Annotated in this window: 10 protein-coding genes; 5 read left to right on the forward strand and 5 right to left on the reverse strand. The window is 34.2% G+C overall.

Features of this window, described 5'->3' with window-relative positions; genetic code table 11:
- Positions 1 to 2 precede the first annotated feature (2 nt).
- The gene (locus JOE44_RS24645; protein WP_209788840.1) at positions 3 to 608 is read left to right on the forward strand and encodes an NAD(P)H-dependent oxidoreductase; all 606 of its coding nucleotides are present in this window, start codon (positions 3 to 5) and stop codon (positions 606 to 608) included.
- A 227-nt stretch (positions 609 to 835) separates the two neighbouring features.
- Here JOE44_RS24645 and JOE44_RS24650 read toward each other — a convergent pair whose 3' ends face one another.
- From JOE44_RS24650 to JOE44_RS24660, 3 genes are all read right to left on the reverse strand, one after another.
- A complete protein-coding gene (locus JOE44_RS24650) occupies positions 836 to 2,272 on the reverse strand; it encodes a caspase family protein (RefSeq protein ID WP_209788844.1) in 1,437 nt (478 codons plus the stop codon).
- Between the two features lie 173 nt (positions 2,273 to 2,445).
- A complete protein-coding gene (locus JOE44_RS24655; protein WP_209788847.1) occupies positions 2,446 to 3,033 on the reverse strand; it encodes a recombinase family protein in 588 nt (195 codons plus the stop codon).
- Positions 3,034 to 3,093: 60 nt separating this feature from the next.
- A complete protein-coding gene (locus JOE44_RS24660) occupies positions 3,094 to 3,294 on the reverse strand; it encodes a hypothetical protein (protein WP_348635064.1) in 201 nt (66 codons plus the stop codon).
- Between the two features lie 643 nt (positions 3,295 to 3,937).
- On the opposite strand from JOE44_RS24660, the gene JOE44_RS24665 reads away from it, so the two are divergent.
- From JOE44_RS24665 to JOE44_RS24680, 4 genes are read left to right on the forward strand one after another with little or no spacing between them, the layout of a single operon-like run.
- Positions 3,938 to 5,476 carry a T9SS type A sorting domain-containing protein gene (locus JOE44_RS24665; protein WP_209788850.1) on the forward strand — a complete coding sequence of 513 codons (1,539 nt, stop codon included), beginning with the start codon at positions 3,938 to 3,940 and terminating at the stop codon, positions 5,474 to 5,476.
- A 4-nt stretch (positions 5,477 to 5,480) separates the two neighbouring features.
- Positions 5,481 to 8,750, forward strand: a complete 3,270-nt coding sequence (locus JOE44_RS24670; RefSeq protein WP_209788853.1) for an RHS repeat protein — start codon at positions 5,481 to 5,483, stop codon at positions 8,748 to 8,750.
- A 5-nt stretch (positions 8,751 to 8,755) separates the two neighbouring features.
- Positions 8,756 to 12,304 (forward strand): DUF6443 domain-containing protein, encoded by a 3,549-nt coding sequence (locus JOE44_RS24675; RefSeq protein ID WP_209788856.1) that lies wholly within the window; start codon positions 8,756 to 8,758, stop codon positions 12,302 to 12,304.
- Between the two features lies 1 nt (position 12,305).
- Positions 12,306 to 12,866: a hypothetical protein gene (locus JOE44_RS24680; RefSeq protein WP_209788868.1), complete on the forward strand. Its 561-nt coding sequence runs from the start codon at positions 12,306 to 12,308 to the stop codon at positions 12,864 to 12,866.
- Positions 12,867 to 13,430: 564 nt separating this feature from the next.
- Here the strand turns inward: JOE44_RS24680 and JOE44_RS24685 are convergent.
- Entirely contained in the window at positions 13,431 to 13,670 is a 240-nt protein-coding gene (locus JOE44_RS24685) for a hypothetical protein (RefSeq protein ID WP_209788872.1), read from the reverse strand.
- A 266-nt stretch (positions 13,671 to 13,936) separates the two neighbouring features.
- Entirely contained in the window at positions 13,937 to 15,322 is a 1,386-nt protein-coding gene (gene mnmE / locus JOE44_RS24690) for a tRNA uridine-5-carboxymethylaminomethyl(34) synthesis GTPase MnmE (RefSeq protein ID WP_209788875.1), read from the reverse strand.
- Between the last annotated feature and the right edge of the window lie 265 nt (positions 15,323 to 15,587).

Genomic DNA, 15,587 nt, shown 5'->3' on the forward strand with positions numbered 1-15,587 from the left:
AAATGGCAAATATTTTAAATATCAAAACAAGCATCAGCGGTGAAGATTCGGTAAGCAGCAAACTGTCACAGGCTGTAATTGAACATTTACTGGCAAAAGATAATTTGAGCAAGGTTGTTGTTCGTGACCTGGCTAATGATATCATTCCTCACATGGAGCTTGCGCACTTCAATGCCTTCAATGTAAGAGACGAAGAAAAAAATGAACAGGAAAGAGAAGTTTCAAGGTTCTCAGATCTGGCGATAAAGGAAATCCAGGAAGCAGATATTATTGTGATTGGTGTTCCGTTTTACAATTTTGGGATTCCTTCAACATTGAAATCATGGATTGATCATATTTCTATTGCCGGGAAAACATTTTCTTACGCCGACGGTACACTCAAAGGTCTTCTTGAAAATAAAAAAGTATACCTGAATTTTGCGATAGGAGGAGTCTATGATAATGGAATCGTAGAGAATATGGAAAAATACCTGAAGACATTTTTTGAATTTATAGGAATCACCGATGTGGAAGTTTTCAAAACAGAAGGTACAGTGATACCGGAACTCAGGGAAGCGAGTTTTCTGAAAGCTGTAGAAGACATTGAAACGGCTATCACTCAGGCCTGAAAAATATGACAGCTACTTATCTTAAAATACAGATAGGTAGCTGTTTAGCTTGTTGTAAAGATGTATGCAGGATTAGTAATTATTTTTTTTGTAATTAATACGGTTTTTAGGATGATTAATAGAAATTAAGGTTTTATTTTTCGATACAAAAGTAATTAGTATTGATTATCATATTGTTGTGTATGATAGTAACATTATAGTATCGTATTTGTTTCTCTTTTAAATATTTACCAAGTAATGACTGTGTCTCTATCAAAATAGATTTTTTCAAGATTTATCGTACAATTAATTTTTAGAAGATCCTTAGGAATACATAGATAATTACTAAGGTGATCTAATAATGTGTCTTTATTACCATTACTAAAATTATAACTCGAAATTTCTTTTGTAATATCAATGTTATTTATCGAAACTTTAGATATAACTTGCATCTTTTCCTCACCAGAGAATGTTTTAATAGTTTTTTCAACTGCTACTACATCAACATCATGAATAACATCAGTAGCACTAGGTATGTAAATTATATTGTTATTTTGTGCGGCTAGCAATGTACCAATAAAATCAAAAGATTTTATGAATTGACTTTTTTTTCTTAATCTAAATATTTCCTCAAAGAGTCTGTTTTTTTTGTCTTTTCTAAAATTGCCATTAGAATCAAAATAAATTTCAAATAGAATACCATTTAAAAGATGATTTTCACCATTACTTTCATTGAACGGTATCAAAGTATTGCTCAAATTTTCAATAAATTTTTTACACTCCCAAGCACCACCATTAGCAGCTTGTAAAATATTTCTTCCTAGTATAAACTTTTGATTTTTATCCAAAGAATTGAGATCCATCTTTAAAACTTTTTCCAATGCATCATTTTGTGCATAAAAATTATAGCTTTTGAATGCTTTTATAATTTCACCAAAATCAGAAGATTCTGAAAATTTTTGATCCATAACTACTGATTCGTCATAAGGTATACTCAAAGAATACACTAGTTGCCCATCATTAAAATAATAATCACTAATTAATGATGTATGTTCCCATGTAGTTTGTGCTCCATTTGTTAAAGTATATACAGATTGTCTAACTTTTTTAAATAGTGCTTCAACGGAAAGGCGTTCTCTACCTAAATAATCTAAAAGAACACCTGTGTAAATACTATGTTCACCATATCCTTTATCACTGGCTCCATCATTAGGTGATGTTGAGAAAGCTATTAATGTTCCACGTGGTGACTGAATGGGCGAAAATCCCAATGTGCTACCCCTATTAAAAGTTCTTCTACAAGCATCAATAATTAATATGTTTACTTTGTTTGGATTTTTCGAGTAGATTTTTAAAATTTCAGATATTTTTATACTATCAGCACCTGCACTATGTACACCAGCTGGCGGAATTTGGCAGTTAATAGATGCTAGATAATTCTCACCATCTAGCTCAAAACCATGTCCTGCAAAATAGATGATTGTAGCATCATAGTCATCTATTTTAGCTATAAGCCCATCTAATATATTTGGAATATCATCTTTTGTAATATCTGTTAATAATTCTACATCAAATCTTAATCTCTTGAAGATTTCTGAAATTGCTGTAGCATCATTTACTGCATTATCTAAGGTTGCTCCTTTATGATACTCATTATTTCCAATAACTATTGCTAATGTTTTCATGATATTAATTTTCAACTAATATACATACATTAACAGAATTAGTACCATATTAGCTATATAGAATAATAAAAGCAACTCCAATACCCTGATAATAAAAATAAGCCGTTTTGCTTCATTTCTGATCTGTCGATAGTGATAATTATATTTTCTAGGAGTGGTCTACCCTCATTAAATTAGATATTATTTTTGACTTTCTGAACTGTTCCAATGCTAACATTACAAATTTTTGCAGTATCCCGGATGGAATTTCCTTTCTTTAGGTTCTTAATCACCTCTTTATACTTAAAAAGGAAATCTTCTATACTCTCAGTAGAACCTTTTTCACGCCCTTTGTAAATCCCCTTAGCCTTTGCAAGTGCGATGCCCTCTCGTTGACGTTCTAAAATGGTTTCTCGCTCTAATTCGGCTATGTTTGCCATAACAGAAATAATAAGTTTAAAGGCCTGATTCTCCTTTCCTTTGATTAAGCTTTCTATTCCGAGATTATCGACTTTGAGAATAACGCCCTTTTCTTTGAAAAATTCCAGAGTCGTAAGAATGTCGTAAAGGTTTCTTCCAAGCCTATCAATAGAACTTACCGAAACGTAATTTATTTCGCCCCCATCAATAGCCTTAATGAGTTCTTTTCCCTGCGCTCTATCATTAAAGGGAGTAGAACCGCTAACAATATCGGTAAATACCCTTTCGCCTTTTGCTTGGCGTTCCTCCTGTCTGGCCGTGTTTTGAGCTCCTGTTGAAACTCTTATATATCGTGCTTTCATAATTGTAAATGTTATAAAGCACCCTGCATTTTAAGCAAGGTGCAAAGATTAGTATTGTAATTAGTTTCGGAAATAATACCCATTAGAACTCATATAATCATACATTAAATGTCTGGCTGTTGCCTCCCAATCAATACAGATGTAAAAGGGCAAGTTTTCAGGAATTGAACCCTCCTGTTCTAAAGTAGTCTGGGCAAAATCTTCGTCTGAATCATACTCACCATAATAAGAATCCGAAAGACTATTTAAAAGGTCTTCCACTTCCTTAAAGAATGTGATTTACCAAAAGACTTCAAAGAGCCAATCAAAAATAACAGATTAAAGAAATTTGTTGCCATTGACAATGGAGTTGATGAAAAAGAGGTAATCATAATCAGAGCGCAAAACGGTTTTGGAAGTGGAATTTATACAGTGTGCGTAAAACAGCAACCTGTTCAGTATCAAAAAATGGGAACAGTTTTTATGCGTGAGGGGAAAAACCCATTTAATAACGCAAAATGATAGTACAATTACAGGTGCAAACAAGTTGTTTTCCAGCAATTAAATTTAAGCCATACAATATTTGGGATGATGTATGGCTTATTTTGATGATGGCTTCAATACTTATTTTGTACATCAGTTGTGCTTATTACTTTATGAAAGGTTTGAGATCCACAATCAATGCAATGAAAAAGTATTTCAAGAAAGAAAAATACTAAATACTTCAAAACTTATTATAACACGTCAAGTTATGTCGCTTTTGGGATATACCTTTGTCATAAGTTAATTTAGAACAGATACAAAACGCTGAAAAGTGATAACTTTCATATTCAGTTAACGCATAAATGTTTCTAACGAGATTTAAAAGCAATATTTTTACAACTACTTAAAATAAGTAATTAACAACCCAAAATTAAACACAAGTATGAAGAAACTCTACTTTAGTGCATTAACTCTTTGCATTACCGCAGTATTGTACTCTCAGAGTGTGATATGGCAAAAAGACATAAAATCAAGTTCGCAGGATTTTTTAAGCCAGATAACTACAACTATTGACGGGCAGTATCTGATCACAGGAAGCTCTATACAGCCAATAAGAGCTGGAAGTAAGCAAAATAACGGTTATGACTTTCACCTGATCAAATTAAACCAGCAGGGAGAGCAGGTTTTTGAAAAATATTTTTCAGGAAACAATCACGACTATTTATCTTCAACTGTCACTACCCAGGATGGTGGTTTTCTTATTTCTGGCACCTCATATTCAGGTAAAGGTTTGGATAAAAAGGATGACTCAAAGGGAGGTTCAGACATTTGGTTAATCCGCATCAATGAATTTGGGGACGAATTGTGGCAGAAAACATTAGGTACATCTTCAAATGAAGAAGCTAAAGCAGTTATCCAAACTACAGATCAGGGATTCTTTGTTGCTGGGAATGTACAGAATTCCTCTAAAGGTTATGGTTCTAAAGACGTCTGGATTATAAGACTTGATAAAGATGGAAAAATACTATCTGAACACACATTAGGAGGACGTGGTTTAGATGAAGTAGAAGAGATGATCCCTACCCGTGATGGAGGGATGCTACTTGGAATTTATTCAAGAAGTTCTATAAGTGGGACAAAGAAGACAGAAAATTATGGTGAAGGTGACTATTGGATCGTTAAGCTTTCAAAGGACGGAAAAATAGAATGGGAAAAGAACTTTGGAGGAAAAGATGATGATCATATCAGAACATTAGCCTTAACTTCAAATGGCTTTATTGTCGGTGGAGAATCAAGATCAGAAAGATCAGGGAACAAAACAGTAGGTATCGAAGAAGGCACAGACCTATGGCTAATTTCTTTAAACGAAAGAGGTGATGAGCAGTGGCAAAAATCTTACAATTTCAAAAACCGTGATATTCTGATGGGAATGAGTGTGCTTCATTTAGCAGATGACAAATCTTCCAAAGGAATTCTATTAGGGGGCTATACTCAGGCTGAAGGAAGAATACAGACTGATGATGAAACTTTCTGGATGCTATATCTTGATCAAAATGGAAATGAGCAGTGGAGAAAACATGTAAAAGGAAAATCCAGAAAGAAAGAAGAGAGATTGTCTGACTTAAAACTAAACAGAGATGGTTCCATTGTTCTGGCTGGAACAAGTGCAGAAGAATTAGGGAAAGAGAACTGGAAGATTGTAAAGCTTGCAGATAAGCAGGTAAATGATTTGATTGAAAAATATGATATCAAAATCTATCCAAACCCTGTATCTGACTATGCTTATGTGGAAATAGGATTTAATGACTTCAAAAATGCAGATATCCTGTTATATGATATGTCTGGAAGACAGCTACAAAATATTACAACGAAAAACAGAGTTACCAAGCTAAATACCCAGGCACTGATTCAGGGTGCGTATCTGGTGACCATCAAAACTGATACGGGTAAATCAGCCAATGCCAAACTAATTAAGAAATAACACGATGAAGAAAGAAAAAATAAAAATTGCATTAATATTATCATTTTTATCTGCAAGCACTGTCTCATTTAATGCACAGACCTACTGGCTTGATGTGCAAACCATGAATGCTAACAGACCTAGTGTAAACAAACCAGAAACCAGCGGACTAACTCAATTCAAAATTTCTGATCAGCAGGTTGATTTGAGCACAGGAATTGTAAGACCTTCAATAGCCATTGCTGATCTATCAACAAAATCACTAAGTGAAAACATATCCTTAATATATGATAAAGGTAAAGGAATAAGAGTGAATGATATTGCTTCAGATGCTGGTCTTGGATGGGAAATTGAAGCTGGTGGATACATTAGCCGTAAAGTCAATGGTTTTCCTGATGATATTACCATATATACCAATGCTTCAGTAGGAGTTGCGGGTACTATAAGTACTTCCATGCCCAATAAACAGAAAAGTATTAACGGCTGGCTGGATTATGCCAACTGGAATCCTAAAATTTTTGCAACCCCTTACAACGGGACTTTCATTATGGCTGAAAAACCTTATAATAATCAATCACTTGGCGGTGCATTGCAAGGTCTTGCCATAAATATTAAAAATGGTGTTAATGTCGATAAATTCCGTTCACTTCTTGCTCAGCCTGCTGTTGGACCTGCGCCCAATATCTCAGATGGATACCTGATATCTGATTTGGCAGCCATGCTTGGTGTAGGTTGGCAGATTCTTAATGTTGATGGTGAACCTGATGAATTTTACTTTAAGGTAGGAAAATATTCAGGAAAATTTGTTTTTGATGGAGACAGGAATCCTGTTACCATACCTCATATCCCAGGATTAAAAATAAAAGCACCTTTTGGTTCCACAGACAACAAATGGTTGATCACCACCCCCGAAGGGATAGTTTATACACTTCCTAATACTCCCGAATATATAGAAAGACTATACACTGAAACGGAAACTACTCCAGAGCATGATGACAGCTGGGGGCTCAATACACCTGACAGAAATGAAGGGATTGACGCAAATGAATATACTTCTAAATGGTATGTAAGCAAAATGGAAGGTGTAAGTGGAGATTATATGAACTATGCCTATGAAACCTTACCTGATCTCATTTATAATGAAAAATCATTTATAAAGCAAAAATTCTTTCCTGGAGGTGGCTATACAGCAAGTCCACCAAACTATTTTATATTTTCAGGAGATCCAGGCTTTACAGAACGTGAAGTCCCTAGAAACACAGACTTTAGGCTCAAGTCACCGAAAAGAATTTCTGCAATAACCACGTCAGATCAAAATAAGATCAGTCTTTTTTACAATGGTCTTGAAAGACAGGATATTGACCAAAGCCAGAATGGAAACAGCAAAAGGAAAAGTCTGTCATCGGTAGAAAAATATGACTTTAGTAATAATAGAATCTCAAAAATGGAATTCGTTCAGTCTTATTTTACGGGATCATGCAATGATTACAAATGTAAAAGACTAAAGCTTGGAACTCTTAGATCTATCGGAACGTCAAATGATCAGATTGCTTCGACAGATTTTGAATATAACATGACCGAGAACCTTCCTTCACGCAATGCGTTTCAGCAGGATTTCTGGGGATACTTCAATGATAATACTGCTATGACATTGGTTCCTGAAGTTATAAGCGCATCCTATGGCTGGAATTACACTGGTGCAAATAGAAGACCTTCTGATGCCAGATCAAAAGCAGGAATACTGACCAAGATTATTTATCCTACAAAAGGGAGTATATCATACGAATATGAACTTAACGACTTTAATACGGGTGGAGAAACATACATTACCAACAATAAAACTGGTGGACTTCGTATTAAGAATATCATTAAAAAAGAAAATAGCCAATCCCAACCAATTACTACGGCTTATAAGTACCTCCTTCCCAATGGACAGACCAGTGGAGAAATTCATCCAGAACTTCTACAAGTAGCTGCATCCTTCAATAATAATGGAGCTGGAAGACTGTCTGAAATTCAGAAGATCACAGTAAATGAAAATAATGGTAACAGAAGCCGATATATGGTTATATACTCTAGTCCAAAATACATGTACACAGATGATATGATCAGGTATTCAAGAGTGGTAGCTGAGACCGACGGAAAAGGTAAAAAAGAATATACATTAAGTGCATTCTCCACTCATCCTGATGATGTCAAAGTAGGAAAAACATGGAAATATGCAGGTGCAAGTAATGGAGGATTTACTCTTGATCCACTGTATTTTTCTCCATATTTCTCAAAATTTGATACATGGTCTGCTCCTACTATTCATCATCCAGACAAAAGTTACCTAAGAGGATTGATTCTAAATATCAAAGAGAAAGATAATAACGGAATACTTTTAAAAGAAACAGATAACCATTATCAGATCAACCCATCTGGATTTACTCCTGCTACTGTTTATTCTTTGGGTGTTGGTTCAAAAGATGTATTCCTTGCAGAAAACTCTGAAGTCAGCCAGATCAGCTATGAGGTTAGCAAGTTTACTGGGGATTATGTATTTATGAATGATTCAACAGTAAAAGACTATATAAATAACACTACAGTAAGTTCGATGGAAAATAATGCATTTAACAGCCTGTGTTTCTTGACTAATAAGAATATACAATACCCTGATAATGAATTAATGGAGGTTAACTATAAATATCCGACAGACAAACAAATCAATAAACTGATCTTTGCTAATATTATCAGTGAGCCAGTAGAAACTGAAGTGAAGAAAAATGGTAAAACCATCAGTAAGCATGAAATAAAATATGATAATCCTTCTCATTTATATGCAAGTTCTATTGTAGTAGCAGATCTTGTAGGAACTACCACGACTGAAATTACATATGATCAGTATGATTCCAGAGGAAACCTAACGCAGTATACAGATAAGAATGGAGTAACAACATCTATTATCTGGGGTTATAAAAAGACTCAGCCACTAGCCAAGATAGAAGGTGCCAAACTAACAGATATTTCGCAGTCGCTGATTGATTCTATTGTTAATGCTTCCAATACAGATGCTTCTGCTGTGGCTAATAATGATGAGTCCGCATTTTTATCAGTGCTGAATACCTTTAGAAACTCTCTGTCAAACTATCAAATCACCACTTATACCTATGATTCTTTGATTGGAATAAGAAGTATTACCCCTCCATCAGGAATCAGGGAAAATTACATCTATGATTCTGCGGGAAGACTTCAGAAAGTAGTAGATGCCAATGGACAGACTGTAAAGGAAATGAAGTATAACTATAAAAACTAAACACAATGAAAAAAATAATAATCCCCATAAGTGCTTTGCTTATCACAAGTACTCTGCAAGCACAGCTTACGACGCTTCCCAATACGGAAAACTATATCCAGAGTAAAACATATCTGGATTATAATGGTACTACCGCTACAAAGTCTCTGGAAACTGTCCAGTATTTTGATGGTCTGGGAAGACCAAAACAAATAGTCAATATAAAAGCATCGCCATTAGGAAAAGATGTGGTTACTCCTATTGAATATGATCCGTTTGGAAGACAGGTTAAAGACTATCTTCCAGTTCCTCAGGGTAGCACTTTAAACGGAGCTATTACTCCCAATCCTTTAAGCAATCTCTCCAGTAGTCCTTATGGCAATGAAAAAATCTACTCTGAAAAAGAAATAGAAAAGTCCCCTTTAGACCGAGTTTTGGAGCAGAAACAAGTAGGTAATGATTGGAATGGAAAATCTGTAAAGTTCGGATATGATGTCAATTCTACATTAGATAAGGTAAAAAAGTTTACTGTTACTACAAGCTGGATCGATAATGCCACATTATCAGAGATCAGTAACATTACAATGTATGAAGAGTCCAAATTGTATAAAAATACAGTTACCGATGAAGATGACAATAAAACCATAGAATTTAAAAATGGTAAAGGGCAGGTCTTATTGGTAAGAAAAGTAATCAGTGCTACAGAGAATGCAGATACGTATTATCTCTACAATGAATATGATCAGCTGGCATTTGTCATTCCTCCTAAAGCTTCAATAGAGACTAATCCCAAATCTGTACTTAATGATTTATGTTACCAGTATAAATATGATAGCAGAAACCGCCTGGTAGAAAAAAAAGTTCCTGGCAAAGGCTTGGAATATATGGTGTACAATCAAGCTGATCAACTTATCCTGACCCAGGATACGGTTCTTAAAGGAAAAGGACAATGGCTTTTCACTAAACATGATCAATTTGGAAGAGTCATTTACACAGGAATCACAAATAATCCTGCCAGCAGGACATCAATGCAAAACAGCACTAACATCAATGCTAATTTATATGAAACCAGAACTACTACACCTGGATTTACCTTAAATGGCATGGCTGTATACTATACCAAGCTTTCCACCCCTTCCAATGTTAGCCAGATATTAAGTGTTAATTATTATGACACCTATCCTGACTATAGTTTTAATCCTGCATTTCCTTCAGGTATTGAGGGAGAACCAGTTCTTACCTCCAGCCCTACAGCTGACGGAAGAAGTACTAAAGGTCTTCCCGTGCTCAGTCTTGTAAAAAACATTGAAGATGACAGCTGGACTAAGAATTATAGCTATTATGATAAGAAAGGAAGAGTGATTGGAAATCATTCCATTAATCATTTGGGAGGATATACCCATACAGAATCCAAGCTGGATTTTGCAGGTATTACAAAGCAGACTGTAACAAAGCATAAACGATTAGATACTGATACAGAAAGAGTCATTACAGAAACTTTTGATTATGATAACCAGAACAGGTTATTAGTACACAAGCACCAGGTAGATAGTAATCCAATAGAAATTTTAACTCAAAACACGTATAATGAAATTTCTCAGGTTACTAATAAAAAAGTAGGAGGAGTAGATCTTGCCAATCCATTACAATCTATAGATTACAAGTATAATATCAGAGGCTGGCTCACCAAAATCAACGATCCAGCTTCTTTAAACGGAAAACTCTTTGGATATGAAATCAGGTATACTAACCCTCAATACACCAATTTAGCTCCAGGAAGGTATAATGGAAATATTGCAGAGGTAGACTGGAAAAACGCTTCAGAAGATGTTTTGAAAAGATATTCTTATACTTATGATCCACTTAACAGGCTGAAAGATGGTATTTATACAGAACCTGGGGCTACCAATCCGTATAATAATAACTTCAATGAAAGCCTGACTTATGATATGAACGGAAATATCATGACCCTGAAAAGAAATGCTTACCCTGTATCGGGAGCTACAGCCACTCAGGTAGATGATCTTGAATATAAATACACTGGAAACCGTCTGAATCAGGTGATAGAAAGTTCACCTAACAACTCAGGATACGAAGGAGGAAACAATATCATTGCTTATGATCTTAATGGGAGTATGACTGATATGAAAGATAAAGGGATTCAATCCATAGCTTACAATCACCTTAGTCTGCCTAATGCTATTTCGATTCAGAGTTTTGATTATATGGACAGACCTATCAATACAGGAATATCACATCTGTACCGAGCTGATGGAGTAAAGCTTCGCAAAACAGTTTCACAGCAGTTTTATATGGGACTTCCTACTAATCGTATGACAGACTATCTGGATGATTTCCACTACTCATTTGAAGACAACGGAGGTATATGCTTGACATGTAAAACAGAGAATGCATTTGAAGTACAGGCTTACTCCAAAAAGCCACCGATTCTTCCTATAGCTCAGTGGAAATTAGAATTTGTACCTACCTCAGAAGGATTTTACAGTTTCGTAGAAAACCGCTATATTTACAACTACAAGGATCATTTAGGAAATGTAAGGATAACTTTTGCTAAAAATAATGCTGGAGTACTGGAAACTATAGACACCAATAATTATTATCCATTTGGATTAAACCATATTGGAGGATCTTCTAGTTCAAACTTTGGAAGCTATTATAACTATAAATTCGGAGGAAAGGAACTACAGGAAACAGGATGGAGTGATTTTGGAGCCAGAATGTATATGAGTGACCTTGGTAGATGGGGAGTAATAGATCCATTGGCTGAAAAGATGACAAGACATAGCACCTATAATTATGCTTTCAGTAACCCTATTAATTTTATAGATCCTGATGGTAGAGAAGGATTAGGTTGGATACATCAGATCATAAATGGGCAACATACATTGACGTATAATGCTAAAATTAATACTGTACAAGAAGCATTGGATGCAAATTATGCAAATGTATATGGTGTTGCACAAACAGGTGAAGTTACAGATCAGACTACAGGTGATGTCAAGTATACATTAAATGCGGACGGAACTTATACCGATACAAACGGTAATACTTCCTATGGAGCAACAACAACACCTGGAGGAATGTATATAAAAGGTCAAGGTGCTTTTGATCTTACTAGGTATCTCTCTCATTTAGGAAATGAAGGAGGTAACTTTTATACAAATTTAGGAGGTGCTGGTCCTTTAAACTATACTAATCCTTTTTTTAGAGGGGATATTGATAAAATTGTTAGCTTGGATGGTTTTATGGGAGGAATGGTTAATAGTTTAAGCAGAGGAAATGACTGGAAAGATCTTATGGCTTACAGAGTTGATATAATGGCGTTAGGAGATTTAGCATATACTTTTTTAGGTGGAAGAGTGCAACCTGTTAATAAAGATACAATTATTAATGCTACGGTACCACTTGATGATAAAGATACTATTATGCAATTTAAAGTACCTAAAACTGGAAATATATATCAGAACTGGCATACAGGAAATAATTATGACGAAGTTTCAAATCCATATGTAAGGGCAAAAGTTGATAGTGTAATAAAAACTAAACAAAAATAATATGAAGAACTTAAGTTTTACGGTTTGGATGATTGTTCTTTTGCTACAGTCATGTAAAAAAGAAAATTATGTTGAATGGATTAAAACTAATGAGAATGATACAAAAGCAACATTCAGTAAAGGAAGATTAGTAAGTTCTGAAGTATTTGATAAAAGTGCTAAATTAGATAGTAAGTATATTTATCATAATGGCACTGTTGTTAAAATTTATAAATATTATCCAAATCAAAAGGTAAGTAGCTACTCTTATTTACATAAAGCACCTAATCATTTTACTTCAACAATCTATTTTAATAATGGTAAAATAGCAAGTGAGGGAGAAGTAGATTTTTATAAAGGTAAAAATTTATATTTAAAAAGGGGACCTTGGATTTTTTACAGTAAAACAGGAGAACCATATGCTGTATATACTTTTACCCATGATAATAAAAATCAGTATATAAAGGGCGAAACGCTTTTTGATACTATCAAAAAGAAAATTATTCGAGATGTAATATTTGATCCCCCTGTTTTAGCAGAGAAAGAAACAAAAGAAGTTGTCCATCTTTTTAACCCTAAATAATTTTATCATGTCTTTCAATGAGATTCTTAAATAAGTACAGATGATGATCTAACTAATAGCAAATAACCCATCGCAATTGTGATGGGTTTTGCGTTTATAGTTTTAGTATTATTTTTTTCTAATACAGGATACAAGCTTGCAAAAGTGATACTATTAATCGTATTCCTGATCAAATTGACCTCTTTCTTTTTGCTTTACAATTAATCCTACAAATCTATAAAATCGCTTAAAAACGACTATCGTCTCATGCACAGATTTATAAACAATAGAATATTCAAAAGTCCCTTTTAACCCTTACTGGAAGGGAGTTAAAGCAAAATCAGCAACATAAAGAGAAAAGCCTAACTCCATATACCTTTCTACATAATCTATCTATATACCTACTCCTATTACTACTCAGATTAGATATGATATAGGCAAAAATATGGTTTTGAATTTTTTTCAATTTAATAAGCGCTTTTAACAATAGATAACAACACAAATTAAGACCCAAATAAGGCTGTTTTTTTCAGGTTACACAATAAATAGTTACATAGTTTCGATAAAAAACGTCATTAAAACACCTTAAAAACCGCTATAAGTATACCATTCGGGATGTAATTCTAATCGCTTTTTATAATCAATCTGAAAATCATGCTTTTTCCATTTTTCCTCTTCTATTTTAGGTATTAAGCCAGTGTATTCATATATGTATTGAGGTATTAAAGCTTTTAAAATCTCTGCGTAATCGGAACAGCATTTTGTTGTAGTCTTTTTAGCTACAAACCTATTTCCGCAGAATTGGCAAATTTTATTGACTTCCATAATGTCTAAATTCTCCCTAAAAATGTTTCACATTGTTTCCCCATGTTTCTCATTGTTTCAAAATGTAACATTTTTTAACGATGAAATTACAAATTTTATTCCAAATCAAATTCATAGAAACGGAATAGAAACAAATAGAATGTATATATTATGCAATATTAAATTTTGAAATAAAATAGAAAATAAATAAAAAATCCCTTAAATATTATATTTAAAGGGTTTTCGTATTATTGTAATTGTAATCTATATACAATCTAAAACATAGCCTACTTTCCGATACAAAACTTAGAAAAAATATTCCCCAGCACTTCATCATTCGTCACTTCTCCGGAAATTTCTCCAAGATGTTCCAAGGCGTTTCTAAGCTCATACGCCAGTAATTCTGTAGAGATCTGGAAAGAAATAGCTTCTTTTACCTTATGAGCGGCATCCAGAGACTTTCTTAAGGCTTCGAAATGACGTTGGTTGGTAATAACAACATTATTTTCTTCAGACTTTAACTGCTCAACATACGATGAAAGTTCATTCTTCAGATCCTGAATATTTTGATTTTCAACTGCTGAGATTTTAATGAAATCAAATTCGTGGGAAATGGCATTTCTGAAAATATCTTCTACTGTTTCGTATTTAGTAGGAGTAACTTCATCAATTTTTGTTGCGCAGATAATCAGCTTCAGATCTTCTCTCAATAGGGATTGGATCATTTCAATATCTTCCGAAAAATCTTCCGTAGCAGCATCGGCCAGATACACAAGGATATTGGCGTTTTCTACCTTTTCTTTTGCTTTTTTTACTCCGATAGCTTCAATTTCATCCACCGTTTCACGAAGTCCTGCGGTATCGATCAATCGGAAAGCATGTCCTTTAATATGAAGAATTTCCTCAATGGTATCTCTTGTTGTTCCTGCAATATTACTTACAATCGCTCTTTCTTCCTTCAAAAGAGAGTTCAGCAGCGTAGATTTTCCGGCATTGGGTTTTCCGATGATGGCTACAGCGGTTCCGTTTTTAATGGCATTTCCATATTGGAAACTCTCAATCAGAGAATTTAATTTTAATTCAATTTTATCCAATAATCCACTCAATGCACTTCTGTCTGCAAACTCTACATCTTCTTCAGCAAAATCCAGTTCCAGCTCAATCAGGGAAACAAAATTCAGAAGATCAGTTCTTAATAAGGAAATCTCATTGGTGATTCCTCCTTTCAGTTGATTGATGGCTACTTTTCTGGAAGCTTCATTATCAGAAGCAATCACATCAGCAATAGCTTCCGCCTGGGAAAGGTCAATTCTTCCATTGATAAAGGCACGAAGGGTAAATTCTCCAGCCTTGGCCATTCTCGCTCCGTTTTTGATCAGCGTTTCAAGAATACGTTTTCCGATATGCGGGGAACCGTGAAAAGCAATCTCCACAGAATTTTCAGTGGTGAAACTTTTTGGAGCCAGGAAGATTGACAGCATTACCTCATCAATAGCTTCCTCCTCATCCATAAAATAACCGTAATGAATGGTGTGGGATTTCTGTTTTTCCAGTTGTTTTGCCGGAAAACTTTTCTGAACTACAGATAAAGCCTCATTTCCTGAAACTCGGATGATGCCCAAAGCACCTATTCCATTGGCAGTAGCCAGTGCACATATCGTATCGTTATTCATGCTGCAAATTTACGGTTTTTAATGTGAATTTTCATGGAGGTCTGCTATTCAGATTATCTATTGTTGTATTCAGTTTAAAAAAAGGAAGATTTGAAATGTATTGTGTTTTGAATAAAGAATAAAGAATAAAGAATAAAGAATAAAGAATAAAGAATAAAGAATAAAGAATAAAGAATAAAGAATAAAGAATAAAGAATAAAGAATACCTCTTATTAAACATACAAGGAATACACTATTTTAAATTTAAAATATATAAAATAATTCT

It is taken from the genome of Chryseobacterium sp. PvR013 (assembly GCF_017833095.1).
In the GTDB taxonomy this organism is placed as follows: domain Bacteria; phylum Bacteroidota; class Bacteroidia; order Flavobacteriales; family Weeksellaceae; genus Chryseobacterium; species Chryseobacterium culicis_A.